This window comes from Streptomyces sp. NPDC101227 (genome assembly GCF_044767545.1).
Lineage (GTDB): Bacteria > Actinomycetota > Actinomycetes > Streptomycetales > Streptomycetaceae > Streptomyces.
Map to the genome: position 1 here is coordinate 7,364 of NZ_JBIWOD010000035.1, position 16,454 is coordinate 23,817.

At 67.9% G+C, this 16,454-nt stretch carries 15 protein-coding genes and 1 pseudogene; 5 read left to right on the forward strand and 11 right to left on the reverse strand.

Annotated features, from left to right (window positions below; genetic code table 11):
• The 3 genes from ACIRPT_RS40210 to ACIRPT_RS40220 form a co-directional block, all read right to left on the reverse strand.
• The coding region (locus ACIRPT_RS40210; protein ID WP_403836747.1) for a hypothetical protein at positions 1-403 on the reverse strand (403 nt) is incomplete at its 3' end.
• Between the two features lie 222 nt (positions 404-625).
• Positions 626-937 carry a hypothetical protein gene (locus ACIRPT_RS40215; RefSeq protein WP_403836749.1) on the reverse strand — a complete coding sequence of 104 codons (312 nt, stop codon included), beginning with the start codon at positions 935-937 and terminating at the stop codon, positions 626-628.
• 379 nt (positions 938-1,316) lie between these two features.
• Complete coding sequence (locus ACIRPT_RS40220) at positions 1,317-1,721, reverse strand: MerR family transcriptional regulator (RefSeq protein ID WP_403836751.1); 405 nt, start codon at positions 1,719-1,721, stop codon at positions 1,317-1,319.
• Positions 1,722-2,132: 411 nt separating this feature from the next.
• Here ACIRPT_RS40220 and ACIRPT_RS40225 point away from each other — a divergent pair, with 411 nt between their 5' ends.
• The 3 genes from ACIRPT_RS40225 to ACIRPT_RS40235 all read left to right on the forward strand — a co-directional run bounded on the left by ACIRPT_RS40225 (position 2,133) and on the right by ACIRPT_RS40235 (position 5,828).
• The gene (locus ACIRPT_RS40225; RefSeq protein ID WP_403836753.1) at positions 2,133-3,632 is read left to right on the forward strand and encodes a SulP family inorganic anion transporter; all 1,500 of its coding nucleotides are present in this window, start codon (positions 2,133-2,135) and stop codon (positions 3,630-3,632) included.
• 83 nt (positions 3,633-3,715) lie between these two features.
• Positions 3,716-4,039, forward strand: a complete 324-nt coding sequence (locus ACIRPT_RS40230) for a DsbA family protein (RefSeq protein WP_403836755.1) — start codon at positions 3,716-3,718, stop codon at positions 4,037-4,039.
• A gap of 358 nt (positions 4,040-4,397) precedes the next feature.
• Entirely contained in the window at positions 4,398-5,828 is a 1,431-nt protein-coding gene (locus tag ACIRPT_RS40235; RefSeq protein WP_403836757.1) for a penicillin-binding transpeptidase domain-containing protein, read from the forward strand.
• 481 nt (positions 5,829-6,309) lie between these two features.
• On the opposite strand, the gene ACIRPT_RS40240 is transcribed toward ACIRPT_RS40235, so the two are convergent.
• Entirely contained in the window at positions 6,310-7,110 is an 801-nt protein-coding gene (locus ACIRPT_RS40240) for a hypothetical protein (RefSeq protein WP_403836759.1), read from the reverse strand.
• A gap of 1,178 nt (positions 7,111-8,288) precedes the next feature.
• Here ACIRPT_RS40240 and ACIRPT_RS40245 point away from each other — a divergent pair.
• Positions 8,289-8,483: a recombinase family protein gene (locus ACIRPT_RS40245; protein WP_403836761.1), complete on the forward strand. Its 195-nt coding sequence runs from the start codon at positions 8,289-8,291 to the stop codon at positions 8,481-8,483.
• Positions 8,484-8,776: 293 nt separating this feature from the next.
• On the opposite strand, the gene ACIRPT_RS40250 is transcribed toward ACIRPT_RS40245, so the two are convergent.
• Complete coding sequence (locus ACIRPT_RS40250) at positions 8,777-9,472, reverse strand: transporter (RefSeq protein WP_403836763.1); 696 nt, start codon at positions 9,470-9,472, stop codon at positions 8,777-8,779.
• Between the two features lie 109 nt (positions 9,473-9,581).
• A complete protein-coding gene (locus tag ACIRPT_RS40255) occupies positions 9,582-10,982 on the reverse strand; it encodes an MFS transporter (RefSeq protein ID WP_403836765.1) in 1,401 nt (466 codons plus the stop codon).
• Positions 10,983-11,464: 482 nt separating this feature from the next.
• Here ACIRPT_RS40255 and ACIRPT_RS40260 point away from each other — a divergent pair, with 482 nt between their 5' ends.
• A complete protein-coding gene (locus ACIRPT_RS40260) occupies positions 11,465-11,896 on the forward strand; it encodes an alpha/beta hydrolase fold domain-containing protein (RefSeq protein WP_403836767.1) in 432 nt (143 codons plus the stop codon).
• 124 nt (positions 11,897-12,020) lie between these two features.
• Here the strand turns inward: ACIRPT_RS40260 and ACIRPT_RS40265 are convergent, their stop codons facing one another.
• From ACIRPT_RS40265 to ACIRPT_RS40285, 5 genes and pseudogenes are all read right to left on the reverse strand, one after another.
• Complete coding sequence (locus ACIRPT_RS40265) at positions 12,021-12,791, reverse strand: SDR family NAD(P)-dependent oxidoreductase (RefSeq protein ID WP_403836769.1); 771 nt, start codon at positions 12,789-12,791, stop codon at positions 12,021-12,023.
• Positions 12,788-13,807, reverse strand: a complete 1,020-nt coding sequence (locus ACIRPT_RS40270; RefSeq protein WP_403836771.1) for a phosphotransferase family protein — start codon at positions 13,805-13,807, stop codon at positions 12,788-12,790. Before ACIRPT_RS40270 ends, ACIRPT_RS40265 begins: the two co-directional genes overlap by 4 nt.
• Positions 13,804-14,997: an acyl-CoA dehydrogenase family protein gene (locus tag ACIRPT_RS40275; RefSeq protein WP_403836773.1), complete on the reverse strand. Its 1,194-nt coding sequence runs from the start codon at positions 14,995-14,997 to the stop codon at positions 13,804-13,806. Before ACIRPT_RS40275 ends, ACIRPT_RS40270 begins: the two co-directional genes overlap by 4 nt.
• A 76-nt stretch (positions 14,998-15,073) precedes the next feature.
• Positions 15,074-15,187: pseudogene (locus ACIRPT_RS40280) on the reverse strand (IS630 family transposase); the annotation flags it as partial.
• A complete protein-coding gene (locus ACIRPT_RS40285) occupies positions 15,163-16,443 on the reverse strand; it encodes an aspartate aminotransferase family protein (protein ID WP_403836775.1) in 1,281 nt (426 codons plus the stop codon). The gene ACIRPT_RS40285 and the pseudogene ACIRPT_RS40280, both read right to left, overlap by 25 nt.
• Positions 16,444-16,454 lie beyond the last annotated feature (11 nt).

Sequence of the window (16,454 nt, forward strand, 5' to 3'; positions counted from 1 at the left end):
GGGCCGGCGGGGGGGCGCGGCGGCGGCGGCGCCGCGCCCGCCCGCCCCGGCTCCCGCCCCCCGCCCCCCCGACCGGTGTGACCCGCGCGCACCCCGTCAGGTGCCCACTGCGGTCCCGGGCGAGGCAATGCCAGGACGCCAGGTCGTTCAGCGGAGGCTCCCCGGGATCGTGAAACGCACCCGCGTCCGTACGGAACCACGGCCGTGTGTCCGGGTCGTACCAGGCCATGCCGCGGAAGGTCCGGATCTCCGCCACCGCCCTCCGCTGCTCTGCGGTGAGCGGCTCCGGCGGCACCCACCGCAGGGACAGCGCTGTCGCGGAGACGGAGCCAAGGTCCATCTCCAGGCCCCCCTCGTCCCAGACGGTGTCCTCTGGGAATCCGTTCAGCCAGTGATCGGTCATGGCCGCGACCGTCTGGGCAGCCGACACAGGGAAAGAGAAAGAGGACCCCCTCGGCACTGGTGCACCGGTAGCGGTCGGCGCGCTCCGAGCCGCGTTCGAACAATGCCACCGCTGCGCCTTGTCCCATGGTGAGCTGTGGCCGCCACGGCGTCCTGCGCACCGTTGGCCATGCCACTCACCATCACCGAAGCCGCGGCTCCCGTCAGGGCGCATGTGAAACGCCTAGCCACGGTTGATGAGCTTGTCGAGGTTGGTGGTCCGCGGGCTGAGGAGCTCGGCGGGGATGCCCTGACGCGCGTTCTCGGCATTGAGGAGAACGGCACTCCTGCTTTCGTTGACGAATGCGCGCTTCTGCACTGGGCCCGGACTCAGATGGTGGCGCGATACGCCCTGCTGAAGGTTTGCCAGATTGATGAGCAGGGTCACCTTATGGCCCTGGGCCGCCGTGACAGGGGCCGCCGCTGCCAGTGCACTACCGACGATAGCGGCCAACAGCCCGAAGTAGACAGGAACGGTACGGAGCTTGAGATTCAAGGCCGACCGTTCATCAGGTGAGGAGCCCTGGTACTCCTGATACAGATGTCAACTCCATCCACCGCCACCGGGGTACTGGTCCGACAAGCATCTCCTTCTCCAGAGTGAAACCAGCCCCCGCGCCTTCTCCCGCAGAAGTCCAATGCGCAACTGGGACAGGCCTACCGACAGTGTGGTTGCCGGGCCTCACAAGGCAAGCGGCTCCTTGCGGGCCCATCGTGGCGCCGCTGTAGATCCGCCGGACGGCCGAAGCCTCGCCGGTGGCCAGGTGCCACAGCTTGATCACTGTCCAGCGTCGATGGGTATGGCGACCACCTTGGCAGCGGCAGGTCGCCGGTCAGGTCAGGGTGCAGAGCCGGGGCCGTCCAGACGACCACAGTCAGGAATGCGGCACCGGCGCAAGGTGTTCGCGCAGGGTCGCAGCGAACTCCTCGGCCCGCGCGAGCTGGGTCCGCAGATCAGCGACCCGCTCGGCGGCCAGCTGCTCGAAGTCGCGCACCGGTTTCAGCGCCTCCTCCCGCTCTTCGACCGACAGCTCTTCCCTGGAGTCGAGGCGGTCGGTCGCGGCCAAGAGGTCGCGCATCTGCTCCAGGGTGAACCCGAGGGGCTTCATGCGGCGGATGACCATGAGGCGGGCAACGTCGGTCTCCGCGTAGAGGCGGAAGCCGCCTTGCGAGCGGGCCGAGGGGATGACCAGGCCGGTCTCCTCGTAGTGCCGGATGGTGCGCAGGGACAGTTCGGTCCGCGCGGCGACCTCGCCGATCTGCATGTGCTCGCTGCCCACTCTGCGCCCTTCCACGGTCGTGCGGTGGCCTGGCAGGCCACCCCCGATCTCTACCCTAACGTTAGGGTAGAGTGACGATCTGATGGAGGGCTTTACGCCCTCCTCTCCCGTGCGGGCCCGCATCCCGCGCCGTAGCTGTGTCGGGGCCGAAGACGCCCTCGGCGAAGACCACCGAGCCCGGAGGAGCGAGCGCATGTCCGTGATGCCCTGCGCCGCTGCCTGCCCGCCGTGACCCTCTGCCCCTGACCCGCACCTTGCAGGTCGGCGGCCCTCCAGCCCCGCTGGCCTGCGCCCCGGACTTCCTCTGCCCGTGCGCTGCTGCGCGCGGGCCGCTCGGGCGGTCCGGTCCCGCTGTGCGTCCCTTCGCACGCCCGCCTGGGGTGTGCCCGACCACGACAGGTATCTCCTTCCTTGTCTTCCTCCACCCCGTCCGCTGCTGCGCGCCTGCGCCTTGCCCGCCCGTCCTGGCTGTCCCCGAAGGTCTTCCGTACCGAGGTGCTGGCCGGCCTGGTCGTCGGTCTGGCGCTGATCCCCGAGGCGATCTCCTTCTCGGTGATCGCCGGGGTCGATCCCAAGGTGGGGCTGTTCGCCGCCTGCACCATGGCGATGGTGATCGCCTTCGTCGGAGGCCGGCCCGCGATGATCTCCGCCTCCACCGGCGCGGTCGCCCTCGTCGTTGCGCCCGTCGCCCGGCAGCACGGCCTGGGTTACCTGATCGCCACCGTCATCCTGGCCGGCGTCTTCCAGATCGTCCTGGGCTCGCTCGGGGTGGCCGGGCTGATGCGGTTCGTGCCGCGCTCGGTCATGGTCGGCTTCGTCAACGCGCTGGCCATCTTGCTGTTCGCCGCCCAGATCCCCAACCTGTACGACGTGCCCTGGCCCGTCTACCCACTGGCCGTCGCCGGCCTCGCGCTGATGGTGCTCTTCCCCAAGGTCACCAAGGCGGTGCCCGCACCCCTGGTGTCGATCGTCATCCTCACGGTGATCACACTGGCGGCCGGGATCGCCGTCCCCACCGTCGGCGACAAGGGCAAGCTGCCCTCCTCCCTCCCCGTCCCCGGCCTGCCGGACGTGCCGTTGAGCACCCACACCCTGACCGTCATCGCGCCCTACGCGCTGGCGATGGCGCTGGTGGGGCTGATGGAGTCGCTGATGACCGCCAAGCTCGTGGACGAGATCACCGACACCCGCTCCAACAAGACCCGCGAGTCGATCGGGCAGGGCATCGCCAATATCGTCACCGGCTTCTTCGGCGGCATGGGCGGCTGCGCGATGATCGGCCAGACGATGATCAACGTGAAGAACGGCGCCCGCACCCGGCTGTCCACGTTCCTCGCCGGCTTCTTCCTCCTCATCTTCTGCATCGTCCTCGGCCCGGTCGTGTCGAAGATCCCCATGGCTGCGCTGGTCGCCGTCATGGTGCTGGTCTCCGTCGGCACCTTCGACTGGCACTCCATCAAGCCCGCCACTCTCAAGCGCATGCCGATCGGCGAGACGACCGTCATGGTCATCACCGTCGCCGTCGTCGTGGCCACCCACAACCTCTCCATCGGCGTGGTGGTGGGATCGGTCACCGCCATGGTCATCTTCGCCCGCCACGTCGCCCACCTGGCACACGTCACCGCGGTCACCGACCCGGACGGCGGCCAGGTCGTCTACTCCGTCACCGGCGAACTGTTCTTCGCCTCCTCCAACGACCTGGTCACCCAGTTCAACTACGCGAACGACCCGGACAAGGTCGTCATCGACCTCACCACGGCACACGTCTGGGACGCCTCCTCCGTCGCCGCCCTGGACGCCATCGAGACCAAGTACGCGCAGCGCGGCAAGACCGTCGAGATCGTCGGCCTGAACCAGCCCAGCGCCGACCTGCACAAGACGCTCAGCGGTGAACTCACCGGCAGCCACTGAGCAGTCCTCGGCCCCGAGGGTCGTCCGCCATGCGCCAGCGGGCGGCCCCACACAAGGGGGCCCAGCGCGCGATGCTTGAAGACATGGAGATCGAGCTTCTTGTCGTACCCAACTGTCCCCACCAGCAGCTCGCCTCGGAGCGACTACGACAGGTAATGGACGACATCGGACTGAGGGCCACGGCCTTTACCACCAGGGTGATCGCCGACCAGGCCGAGGCCGAGCGGTCCGGCTTCACCGGGTCCCCGATGTTTTTGATCGACGGCTTGGACCCGTTTGCCGAGCCCGGCAACGTGCCGTCGCTTGCCTGCCGGATCTACCGCACCCCGGACGGCTTGGCAGAAGCACCCGATGTCGACCAGCTCCGACAGGCTCTCACCGCAGCCGACACCAGCGGCGGACGGTAAGCGCGATCATCGTCGGGGTGCAGTTCGCAGACCGGGCGAGCCAGGTGGGCGTCCCGGGCCGGGCTTGGAGGGTTTGGGTGCAGCCGCAGGACGGGGGGTCTTCGCACGGCTGTGGCGGAACCCCCGGCGGACTCGGAGTTCGCCGACCGCTCACACGGTTTCCGCCCGAAACCGCTCGAAAGCCAATTGCGGGCCGACTGTTTCAGGCGCCCTGAAGTGCAGGTTGTGGGCGGGTGGGGGCATTGGGCCGGACGGCCGGTCGGGTGAGCCGGCGGGTCATGAGGCTGGTCGCGGCGAGGGCACCTTCCTGAAGGACGTCCTCCCGAACGATGCTCTCTGTACGCACCGTCCTTCTAGGATGATCGTCATGCCTTCGACAAAGCGCCGCCGGGCTTCGGTTGCCGCCGCCCTGTTTGCACTCTTCTCGGCCCCCCTGTCGGGCTGCACGACAGGCGGAGACACCCACACGGACTCCGGGAAGCGGCCCGGCACACCGCACGAAGAGCAGTCGCCGCCGAGGCCGCCGAAGACCGGGCTCGGCAACATCATCGTCGCGGGGCGGGCCATCACCGGTTCCAAACCGACCGGGCTGGCAAAGTTTCCGTATGAGCGCACCTACACGGACGGGGAGCTGTACGCGTCCGTCACGGGATACCGGACGATGATGTACGGCTGGGCGGGACTGGAGGGGGTCTACGACGACGTACTGCGTCCCACCTCTCCCAAGAGCGGCCCGCTGGGCAATGTGGTGACGGCCATCGACCCGGCGGTGCAGAAAGCCGCCGCAGACGCGCTGCGCGGCCGGAAGGGCTCCGCGGTTGCTGTGGATGTGCGGACCGGCCACATCCGGGCGCTGTTCAGTGCCCCGTCGTACGACCCCGGTGCCTTCAGCGGCAGCCACGAAGACGACGTGACCGCGTGGAAGAAGTTGACCAGCGACGAGAACGAACCCCTGTTGAACCGTCCCGTGCGCGGCGATGCTCCGCCCGGCGATGCTTTCCATCTCGTCGTCGCGGCTGCGGCCCTGGAGAAGGGGTTGTACTCCTCCGTGGACGAGGCGACGCACAGTCCGGTCTCGTACGCGGTGCCCGGCGGCACCGGGAAGTTCACCGGTGATCGCGCCCACTGCAAAAACGCATCCATACGAACGGCGCTTCGGTATGCGTGCGACAACGTCTTCGCACGGATGGCGGTCGATGTGGGGCAAAGGGATCTCGCCGCGATGGCCGAGACGTTCGGCTTCAACGACGACAAACTGCTCATGCCCGTGCGCGTTTTGCCGAGCAACTACCCACGCAAGGCTCGCAGCGCGGCGGATCTGGCCTCCGTCGGCGACGGTGCCGCGGGGGTCACCGCGACGCCGCTTGAGATGGCCCGGGTGATGGCCGTCATCGCGGGCGGCGGCAGGCAGGTCAATCCGCAACTGGTCACCCAGGTGATCCACGCGGACGGCAGCTCGCAGGGGCCGAAGGATGCCGCCACGGGAAGCGGCCGGGTCGTGGGGCGGAAGACCGCCGATCAGCTGAGGTCGGCTCTGCAGGGTTCGGGGACGGGCGGTGTGACCGGGTGGGAGTTGCGGCCGGACACGGGCGGCCACGGCGAAGCGGCCGCCTGGTCCGTTTCCTTCACCCGTTTCCGAGATGGGAGTCCGCTGGCGCTTGCAGTGTGTCTCACGGTCCCCGCGGCCGCGGGCGACCGATCCGGTCACGCGCAACCGGTGGTGCGTGTCGCGCAGCAGATAACCCGGGCCGCCGCTGCACCTCGTTCGGCGGACCAGCCGGCTGCCTGAGCACGTGAGTAGCTTCCGTATCCGCTACGAGACGGGCGCGGACTTCCGCCAGGGGCGCTCCTCGAACTCACCTGCAGCATCATCTGCTTGAGACGCCTCCGCACCTCATTCTGAAACGATCAGTAACTCCGACCCCACCCGGTCCCTCCGTTCGACTGACGCCGCGAAACGCTAGACCCTGACCTTGCCGATGGGTGTAGTTCACTCAGAGGGACCGGGCCAGCCCCCCCTGGCCACCGCATACCACCGCCCTCCGCACGATCACCTTGTCGTCACCGTCGTTGGCGGCGCCGGCAGGGTGCACAATGCGGCGGGCGACCTCGGCCCACTCGGCGTCGGTGAGATAAGAGAACCCCGGTTCCGGCCGGGGCTCTCTCGTCTCTACTGCTGCGCGACTGGTGGGTCGGCGGGCACGGGCGGGGTGATCTCAGCGGTAATCCGCAGAGTCACTGCCGCAGCCCGAAAGGGGCTTGCAGATCGTTCAGGACTGGAGTGTCCTTTTTCCCTGCGCGTCGCAGGGCAGGTGATGCGCGCCCCGGCCGGCCAGGAAGGGGCGAGAGGCTTGGACCTCGACGTCCGCCAACGCGGTGGACTTGACGTCGATGGCACCGCCGAAGGGTTCTTCAGCGTCACGGATGATGACCAGTGTCGAGGCCAGCAAGGCAGTGACGAGGACCAGGGCGGACAGCTGGGCCTTGTTGTTTTTTCTGGGCAGGCACATTCCGAGGGCGATCACCGTCACGGTCAGAGTGACGAGGAGGAACCAGAAGATCAGGTCCGGGACTGCCGGGGTGGATTCGGCCAGCCGATCCTGCCGCGCCTTGGCCCGCGCATTGTCTGCCGAGACCAGCATGCCAAAGGACGGGTGGTCAGAGATCGTTTTGAACGCTGCACGGAAGTCCGTGCTCCATGTGCTGGCGACGGCAGAGCTGTTGCCGTTGGACATGGCGGGCCATTCGTGGGCCCGGACCGCCCGCGCGTAGCAGATGACGTCGACCTGCAGGCGATCGCGCTGGGCCGCGGGCGCGTACTCGGCCACCTCGGCCAAGTTGTCCACGGCGCCGGCCTCGGCTCGCACGGCTTCCTGGGCGCTCTTGTAGGAACTCGATGCCGTGACCAGGGTGAAGGCGAGGAGCAGGACAGTCAGAGTCAACAGCGGTCCCACGAGGTCGCGTACGTTCATTCCCTCGTCGTCCTCGGGTACCAGTCGGGGCCTGAGGAAGCGGTTGGCAGCGAGGGCCGCGAGGAGGGCCAGCACAGGCACCACGATGACGATGATCATGACTTCGGAACCTCCTTCGGCCCCGTCAGATCGGCGACGCAGGGCTTCCCGGCGGCGGACACGTATGCGGGAGGGTCGGACTGCACACCCGTCCTGGCGCGTGTGGGAGACATCAAGCGCGTCATCAGAACCTCGCAGACGATCGCAGCTCCGCTGGTCGGAGCATCAATTTGTGATCTTGAAACCCCCAGACGGCGCCGCGTCAGGAACCTCGCCCGCCACTCACCTGCACGGGCGATGATTCCCACGCGCAATGGAGCAACCCGCCCATATTCGCTCGTCAGCTCGCCCTCTCGGGCAGCGACTGTGGCCTGACGTCGGACAACAGGGTTCTTTGTGTCGACCCTGAAGAAGGAGGCGCGGCGTACCCACTCCTCATCACGTTCAAGCGCGTGGGCCAGATGCCGCCTCAGCGCCACTCGGTCTCACTCGCGGCAGTGTTGTCAGGCGTCGTCTGCCGCCGCGCTCGGGGCTCAGTCGTAATGGTCGCCGCCACACCTCTCCTTCGGGCTTGACACGTTCGGCGGCCTGCTTGGCCACTTGTACTTCGTGGTGTGTTTGGCCGCCAGGAGTTCTTCGCCGGGGCGATAGCCGGAGGCGAGGTAGGCCCAGGAAGATTCGGTGACAAGGGTCGTGTTCTCGTCCGGGGTGGGAAGGCCGGCACGCGTGGTTTTGCTCGGCCTGTGCGGTGCGCCAGGCTTGGCGTACGCCGTGGAGGGCGGCCCGGCGGGGCGCGACCTCAAGGTGGATCTCATCCGCTACCTGGACGCCGTCGTCGCCCAGTTCCGCTCCTGACCCTCGCGGTACGTCTGGCGGAGCCGGCCGCGGCCGCCATGGCAGATCGCACGGGCCGGGCGGTGACGGGACTCCTGCACGGCGAGGTACCCCTCCGCTCATTCACAGCGCGCCCTCCCCCGGCCCGTTCCGCGACCCACACACGCCCCTGCGTCTCCGCTACTGCGTGGACCGCGGAACGCGCAGAGCACCATCGCTTGCTCCGGCACGCTCACCAGCGCTAACTTCCCAACCCCCGATACCGCTTTCCTCAGAACTTCGCAGGTGCGAGGTTCTGAATTCCGTCCGCCGAGACCTTGGACACCCAGGCAATCGGCCGCGGCACCACCGTCGCAGTCAGCAGCTTGTAGAACGCGTTGCGGTCATCTCTGAGCCGCCCCCTCGTGGCAACCGCAGCACCCGCCACTGTTTGGGGCGCCCCGGCACTGCGCATGGTCCTGCGCCCCGAATTCTGCCAGCTGCTCGCCGACCTCGCCCACGACGTGCTCGACGGCGTCATCTTCTACGGCCTCGACCGCCTCGTCCGCCGACCACGGGACCTCGAAGATCTCATCGACATCGTCGAATACCGCCGCTGATCCCGCCGCGGCGCCAAACCGAACACATCGGCAACGAATCCGGATGACTCCCCCGGAGCCGTTCCACCTCCCCAAGGCCGGCCACGGGTGCGGTCCTGACCGAGGTCGTGGCCGACAAGGGGTAATCCGCCGGCGGCTTCCGCTCCTACCCGCGTCGGCGGGGCATCAAGGCCACCACCCCCGAACGCGAGCGCGGCTTGACCCTGGAAACCGTGGACGGCACATCCCAGACAGCTCCGGAAGGGCGCGTTCCTCTCCTCGACCGGTGGCCCACACTCCCTGCCGGACCACTCTCAGGCCCGAGCAACGCTCCGTTCGTTCGAAGCCGGCTCTGCACCCGTCGCCACGTTGTGGTGGTGCAGAGCGCGGTACGAGATGAAGTACACGAAGGCCTGGGTTCCCCAAGTGGTGAGAGCGAGGATGTAGAAGGTGGTGCGGTACTCGTCATCGCCCGGAATCGGGAAGAAGTCGTAGGTGAGTGCGATGAAGGTCCCCGCAGCGGTAGCGAGTGCGGCAGCGAAGGCCAGACCCCTGGCACGGATCTTCCAGAGTCGCCACGAGAAGTAGGCGAGGAACAGGGTAGCGAGCGCGTTGACGATGACGTAGAACGTTGCCGGGACGACGTGAAACCCATGGCTGTGGAACTGCTGGAGATACAGCCCGGCGGCGATGCCCAGTACAAACACGCCGATATCGACCGCTGGCGTCGGCTTGTACCGGTGCGTCACTCGCATCAGGCCCATGACGAGAATCAGGGAAACGCCCACCGATCGCGAGAAGGCATCGAAGAAGTACGCGATGAAGTACATGAAGCTGCCCTTGTCGCCGCCGAGGAGGGACCAGGCGAGGAAGTTCGAGCCGGATGTGGCGAGGATGAACCATTCCAGGCCGAGCAGGTAGTTGCCGTACTGCCGAATGAATTTCCATCCGTAGAAGAAGCCAGTGAAGATCAACCAGAGGTCGGCCAGTACGAAGAGCAGTTCTTTCATGGTTTGCGGTTCCTTTGGGCCGGGCCTCCACTGCTGAGCCGAAGGCCAATCTGTAGAGGGGTTCGTTGAACTACCTCAGACATGGATGCTGTTGGAGCGAGGGAGTGGTTCAGGACGCGGCGCCTTCGGCCCGCCGAACGGACCGAGCGCGTGAGATCAGCACCGTCACCACGACGAGCAGGGCCAGAACTCCTGAGAGCCAGTAGCCGATGCCGTAGAGGCCCTTGGCAGCGACCTCGAGACCGGTTCCGGGCACCGGAGTCAGGGAGGCGCTGAGGTCGCCGCTGACCAGTGCCGTGCCGAGGGTGAAACCCACGGCCATGAAAGTGCCGGCGACGCCGGCTGCCATTCCGGCCTTCTCCTCGGGCACCGCCATCTGCACCAGAGTGAAGCTGGCCGTGTAGCCGATTCTGCAGCCGAGACCCATGACGGCAGCGCCCACGAGGTAGTGCCACTGCTGGTCGTGCACCACGGCGAGCCAGGCCAGTCCCGCCGCGTTGATGAGTGCTCCGGTGGCAAAGACGGGCACCCCGCGGCCGTTGAACAGTGCGCGGTCGAGCACCGCACCGCGGACCAGGAACGCCGCCGCGAAGGGCGCCATGAGCCACGCGGTGCCCAGCGCGCTGAGACCGAGGCCGTAGGCGTCTGCCGGGCGAAGAGCCTCGGGAGCGATCTGGGCATACGTGCTGAGCAGGAGCAGGAAGGCCGAGTTCACCGCCGCGAACAACGCGATGCACACGCACGAAGCGATGACCAATGGCGCCTTCATCAGCGCGACGTCGAACACCGCCGAGGACGACCTGCGCTCGACACGCACCCAGGCGATGCCACCGATGACGCCGGCCGCCAACGGAATGAGTGCAGCGTTACCCCACACGAGGCCCTGCGTGAGAGTGAGCAGGATGGCAGCGACCCAAGCGATCATCCACACCGTGCCGAGTACTCCGATGCGGCGGGCGCGCTCGGCAGGCGGGGCGTGCGGGATCGTGGCGTAGGACGCAACGGTCGTGGCCGCGCATGCAGCGGTCAGGATGATGAAGAAGCTTCGCAGCGACAGGTTCTCGACGATGAAGCCGCCGCCGATCATGCCGACGACAATGCCGACACCGGTGGCGATGACCAGGACCGCGACTCCCACCGTGATGCCGCTCTCGCCGAGATTGCGGCGCAGGAAACCGAGCGGGAGCAGCTGCGCCGCGCCACCGAAGCCCATCAGAGCGCAGCCGACCAGAACGGTCGGATACGAGTCACCGACGGCCGGAATGAGCGCGCCGATCGTGAGGAATGCGGAGGCCGCCACGGAGGCGTTCCGGTCGCCGTACACATCGGCGAGGCGCGGCAACAGGATGAAACCCGCTCCTCCGCCGAGGGTCAGCGCCGAGTAGAGCCACGTCGTCTCGGCCACCGTGGCGAGGTGGTACTGCGCCTGGATGATCGGCAGGAGCGGTGGCAGGACGAAGACGACTGCGTTGGTCAGCACGACCAGCAGCGCGCCCAGGCCGATGAGCACCCCTTTATTCGGCGCATGATGAGAAGGCGCCTGGTGAGCGAGTCCGGCAGGTTGAGGTATCTCTGTCATGCCATGCTCCGGTTCTTGATCAGACGTGGCCGGGAAACCCGGCTCCGATGGCGGTGCAGTCGTCCCGGCTGTGCAGCTCCACGGGATCGACCATCTGCGCAGCGACTCGGCCCAGCCGACGTAGTACTCCGAGGACCGGTCGAGCGCTCGCTGGTTCACTTCCGGGCACGACCGGATCTGCGGTGACGCCGAGAGTGAAGCGAGCGAGTTCGTTCTTGCCATGACAGGTCCGCGCTTTCGCAGGGCTCGGCCACGCCGGATCGGCGCCGAGTCCCCCTACGATCCGCCCGCACGCTATGGCCAAGTTAGTCATCTGTTCAAGACGTACGACTTAGAAAGTTCACGACCCGGTCGGAGCTACCTCGACCGCAGGCATACCGCCGGCACGGGCACCGACTTGACCAAACGCCAGCATGGACGGCTTTCACCAGGAGGATTTCGCGCGAGCAGCCCCAGCACGAGTGGATCTGGAGCGAAGGCCTCAACCCGCGGGCAGAGATCCTGAGCCGCAAAACCACGTCCCCGACCGCCGCGGACTGCCTCAGCCGACGCTCCAGATCCTCGTCTACCCGGCGGTGGACGACTCCTTCGCCCGCCCGTCCTGGACCGAGTTCGCGGACGCACCCTTGATGGGGACCGCCGATGCACAAGGGTTTCGGCGTCAGTACGTGGGCGACGACGGCGTGGCTCCCAGCTCACTCCTGACGCCCCTTCAGGCTCCGGCCCTGGCCGGTCTCGCCGCTGCCCACGTCATCACGGCGGAAGTGGATTGCCTGCGCGACGACGCCGAGGCGTACGCGCGCCGGCTCAAGGCAACTCGCGTCAGCTGGAACGCTGGTGAGTAAGTGCTCGCGGAGCAGACGCTCATGTCTTACTGATCACCCAGCTCAGGTGCACAGGCGTCCGAGCTGGGTGATCGCGCTGCCATGACGGGACATGTCGGGCCTCGGCAGCGTCGAAGCCGAGGACTCAGTGGCCGGACATGCCGCCGTCGACGGCGAGCGTGCTGCCGGTGATGTAGGACGAGGCCGGCGATGCCAGGAAGAGCACCGCCGCGTCCAATTCGTGCTGTCGGCCCAGCCTGCCGAGAGGGCTGCGTTCTGCGAGGAAACCCATCAGCAGGTCCTCGGGCACGGCCGCTGTCATCTCGCTGGCGAAGTAGCCGGGCGCCACCGCGTTGACCCGGATGCCCAGGCGGCCCGACCACTGTGCGGACAGATCCCGGGTCAGTCCCATCAGTCCGGCTTTGCTGGCCGAGTACGCGGCCTGCGGGGCATAGGACGTGATGAAGCCCAGGGTGCTGGCGACGTTGACGATGCTGGAACCGGGCTCCATGACCTTCGCACAGGCCTGGGCCGACCAGTAGGCACCGTTGAGGTTGAGGTCGATGACCTGGCGGAACTCCTCCGGGCGCTCACGCAACGCGGGGACCGCCGTGCCGACGCCCGCGTTGTTGATCAGGACGTCGATCCGGCCGAACTCCTCCAGCCCGGCCCCGACCATCACCTCGCACTGCTCGTGGTCGGTGACGTCTGTGGCAACGGTGACTGCGCGCCTTCCGGCTGCCCGCACCCGATCGGCGACGGCGTCCAGCTTGTCGCTGCGGCGCGCGGCGAGCACGAGGTCGGCACCGGCCTGAGCCAGCGCGACAGCGAAGCCGGCGCCGAGTCCGGAGCTGGCACCGGTGATGACGGCCACTTTGCCGTCCAGGCGGAACAAGTCGAGGACGGGGGTGGTCACGGGTTCCTCCCAAGTGCGCGCAGTCCGGCCGCGGCCAGAGGCGCGGGCGCGTCGCCCACGGTCTCGAACCCGGAGCCGAGGGTCAGGCCCTGGCGGTGGCGGGCATGGATACCTTCGGCGATCACCGCGATCTTGAAGTAGCCGAGGGCGATGTAGTAGCCGAAGTCGTCCAGGCTGCGGCCGCTCACGGTGGCGTAGCGCTCGGCCAGGTCGGCGGGGGCGGGCAGACGTGGGCTGGTCGAGGCGGCCTCGCCCGCCAGCACCGGTGCGAAGACCGGGTCGGCGTAGACCAGGTGCAGGCCGAGGTCGGCGAGCGGATCGCCGAGCGTGGCCATCTCCCAGTCCACCAGGGCCCGGACCTGCGACGGGTCAGCCGGGTCGAGGATGGCGTTGTCGATCCGGAAGTCGCCGTGCACGACCGAGGCGCCGCTCTCGGGCGGACAGGCTTGCGCGAGGAGCGCGTGCAGGGCCTCGACGTCGGGCAGATCGCGGGTGCGGACCCGCTGCCACTGGTCGTGCCAGCGCGCGACCTGACGGGCGAGGTAGCCTTCGGACCGCCCGAAGCCGTCCAGCCCGACTGCCTCGGGGTCAACGGCGTGCAGCCGGGCGAGCACGTCCACCAGGGCGAAAGCGCAGTCGGCGACCATCTGGTCGGGCCACGCGTCCAGTTGTGCTTCGGTGCGGATGACAACACCGTCCACGTACTCGACCAGAGCAAACGGCACACCCATCACCTGGGCGCCGCCGAGCGCGACAGCGCGTGCCACCGGAACACCGCTGTCGGCGAGTGCGGAGATCACCCGGTACTCCCGGGCCATGTCGTGTGCCGAGGGCGTCAGCCCGCCCAGGGGTGGGCGGCGCAGCACCCAGCTGCCCTGGCCGTCCGTCAGCCGGTAGGTCAGATTGGAACGGCCGCCCTGCACGAGCTCCGCGTGGAGCTCACCGCGGAAGCCGGGCACACTCTCGGCGAAGAACCGCGTGAGTGCGCCCAGTTCCAGTCCCGCCACGGTGTTCATCGACCGACCGCCTGCTCGTGGCGCCTCACCGTGCGGCGGGCAATGGCCCAGCGGTGCGTCTCCGACGGGCCGTCATAGATCCGGAACGGGCGGACCTCGCGCAGGAACCTCGCAAGCAGAGCATCTCCGGAGACTCCGAGCGAACCGCAGATCTGCAGCGAGCGGTCCACCACGCGGTGGATGGCCTCGGCACAGAAGGTTTTGGCGATCGCCGTGGACTGCGCCGCCGAGCGGCCCTCGTCGAGCTCCCAGCACGCCTGGGTGATCAGCCCCCGCGAGGCGGCGATGTCGATCTCGTTGTCCGCGATCATCTGCTGGATCATGCCGAGATCGGCCAGGCGCGACCCGAACAGCCGGCGCTCCGCAGCTCGCGCCACAGCGATTTCCTGCGCGCGCCGGGCGATGCCGAGCCAGCGCATGCAATGCGTCATACGGGCCGGACCGAGCCGGACCTGGGCATGGCGGAAGCCCTCGTCCACGGCACCGAGCACCGCGTCGTCAGACACGAAGCAATCGTCGAAGAGCAACTCGATGTGGCCGCCGAACAGGCTCTCGTCGAGGGTCTCGATGTGCCGGACCGTCTTCATGCCCGGGTTGTCGGCGTCGACCAGGAACATGGTCGCGCCGCCCCGGTCCCCCACCTCGCCGCTGGTGCGCGCCATCACGATCGCGAACCCGGCACCGTCGGCCCCGGTGATGAACCACTTGCGGCCATGGATCCGCCAGCCGCCCGGGACCCGCTCGGCCCGGGTCGAAAGCGCGCTGGGGTCGGACCCTGCCCCGGGCGCCGGCTCGGTCATGGCGAAGCACGAGCGAACCGCTCCGGTGGCGAGCGGGCGCAGGTAGCCTTCTTGCTGCGCCGGCGTCGCGATGGCTGCCAGCATGTGCATGTTGCCTTCGTCCGGCGCCGCGATGTTCAACGCCAACGGTCCGAGCAGCGAGTAGCCGGCCTCCTCGAAGACCAGCGCGCGGCCACGCATGTCCAGCCCGTGGCCGCCGTATTCCGGCGCCACATGAGGGGCGAAGACGCCTGCTTTCTTGGCTGCGGTCTGCAGCCGCGTCCGCACCGCGTCCGAGCGGACGACGCCGCGGTGCTCCTCTTCCACAGGAAGCACGACCTCACGAACGAATCGCGCCGTGCGTTGCGCCAGGTCCGCGACGCTGATCTCGGGGGCCAGGTCGATAGCCACACGTCCTCCAATTGATTACTGCTTGGTGTCGTTCCAGATGGCGAGCCGGCTGCGGTGCCACGTGCGAGTGGAAGCGGTGGACGCGTCGCTTGAGCTTCTTCTGTATGAGCTCGGCGAACCACCGCTCCGCCCGGCTCAGCCAGGACGCGGTCGTGGGTGTGAAGTTCAGGTGGAAACACGGGAGGCCGGAGGCAACCGGCGCAGGACCTTTTCGAGGGCGTCGGCGGTGGCATCAATGTCTGCCTGGCGATGCGCAGTGCTGAGGAAAATCTTGCCGGAAGGCATGAACGTCACGCCGTTGGCGAGCATGCCGCCCAGAATCTGCGGCCAGAGGCCGCCGGTCCCGTGCAAGCCGGTGGCCTCGAGGTCCGGGACGAACTGCAGCAGAGAACCGACTCGCTTGAGGCGGGCAGCTGGGGGCGCGGAAGCCAGCAGGTCCCCGATCACCAGCTCGAACTGAGCGGAGACGCTCTCCAGCGCGTGATAAACGGAGGGGTCCGCGAGTACTCCCATGGTCGCCTGTACCGCGGCCAACGCGACGGGATTTCCGTTGAAAGTGCCGGCGTGGACCACACCATCGGTCACCTGGTCGATCAGGTCTGCTCGACCGACAACAGCGCTCTGGGTGAAGCCACCGGCCATGGCCTTGCCGAAGACGGAGAGGTCGGGGTGCACCCCGAAGAGCTCGGCCGCGCCACCGCGGGCGATCCGGAATCCGGCGATCACCTCGTCGTAGATGAGCACCACGCCCTGCCGGTCGCAGCGGGATCGCAACGTCTGCAGAAAATCCTGCGTGGGTGATTCAACACCGGCATTGCTCATGATCGGGTCGATGAGTACCGCGGCGATGTCCCGTTCGACGGCGTCCGCGAGAATGCGTTCGATCATCTCCACATCGTTGAACCGCGCCACCACCAGGTCGTCGAGCGCACTCGGACTCTGGCCTCTGCTCGCCGGCACCGCGACCTCGCCCGTGTCGGCATCGCTCAAGCCGGCGTACACGGTGTCGTGCCATCCGTGGTAGCTCTTGGCGAACTTCACGACTCGCCGCCGCCCCGTGGCCGCCCGCGCCAGGCGCAGCGCGACCTGAACCGCCTCGGTCCCGGTGTTGCTCCAGAGCAGGCGTTCGCCGTGCGGCACGGCTTGAAGAACCGACTCCGCTGCCGCGTATTCGAGGACGTGGCCGGTGCCGACGACCTGCATCCGCGTGGCCACATCGAGTACGGCGTCCACGATGCGGGGATCGCTGTGCCCGAGGATGAGGGGACCCCATGCCATGACGTAGTCGATGTAGCGGTCGCCGTCCAGGTCCCAGACATGGGCTCCGCGCGCTTCGCTCACGAAGAGCGGATGTGGCCGCATTGCTGCGCGGAGACCGGAACCCACCCCTGCTCCCACGCTGCGCCGGGCCCGCTCGAAGGCGATGCGCGATGACTCCAAGCCCATCCGACGTTCCT

Coding starts and splice junctions, on each gene's coding strand:
- ACIRPT_RS40230 (WP_403836755.1), top strand. CDS start 3,716: ATGGAGATCGAGCTTCTTGTCGTACCCAACTGTCCCCACCAGCAGCTC.
- ACIRPT_RS40235 (WP_403836757.1), top strand. CDS start 4,398: ATGATCGTCATGCCTTCGACAAAGCGCCGCCGGGCTTCGGTTGCCGCC.
- ACIRPT_RS40240 (WP_403836759.1), bottom strand. CDS start 7,110: ATGATCATCGTCATCGTGGTGCCTGTGCTGGCCCTCCTCGCGGCCCTC.
- ACIRPT_RS40250 (WP_403836763.1), bottom strand. CDS start 9,472: ATGAAAGAACTGCTCTTCGTACTGGCCGACCTCTGGTTGATCTTCACT.
- ACIRPT_RS40260 (WP_403836767.1), top strand. CDS start 11,465: ATGGACGGCTTTCACCAGGAGGATTTCGCGCGAGCAGCCCCAGCACGA.
- ACIRPT_RS40270 (WP_403836771.1), bottom strand. CDS start 13,807: ATGAACACCGTGGCGGGACTGGAACTGGGCGCACTCACGCGGTTCTTC.
- ACIRPT_RS40285 (WP_403836775.1), bottom strand. CDS start 16,443: ATGGGCTTGGAGTCATCGCGCATCGCCTTCGAGCGGGCCCGGCGCAGC.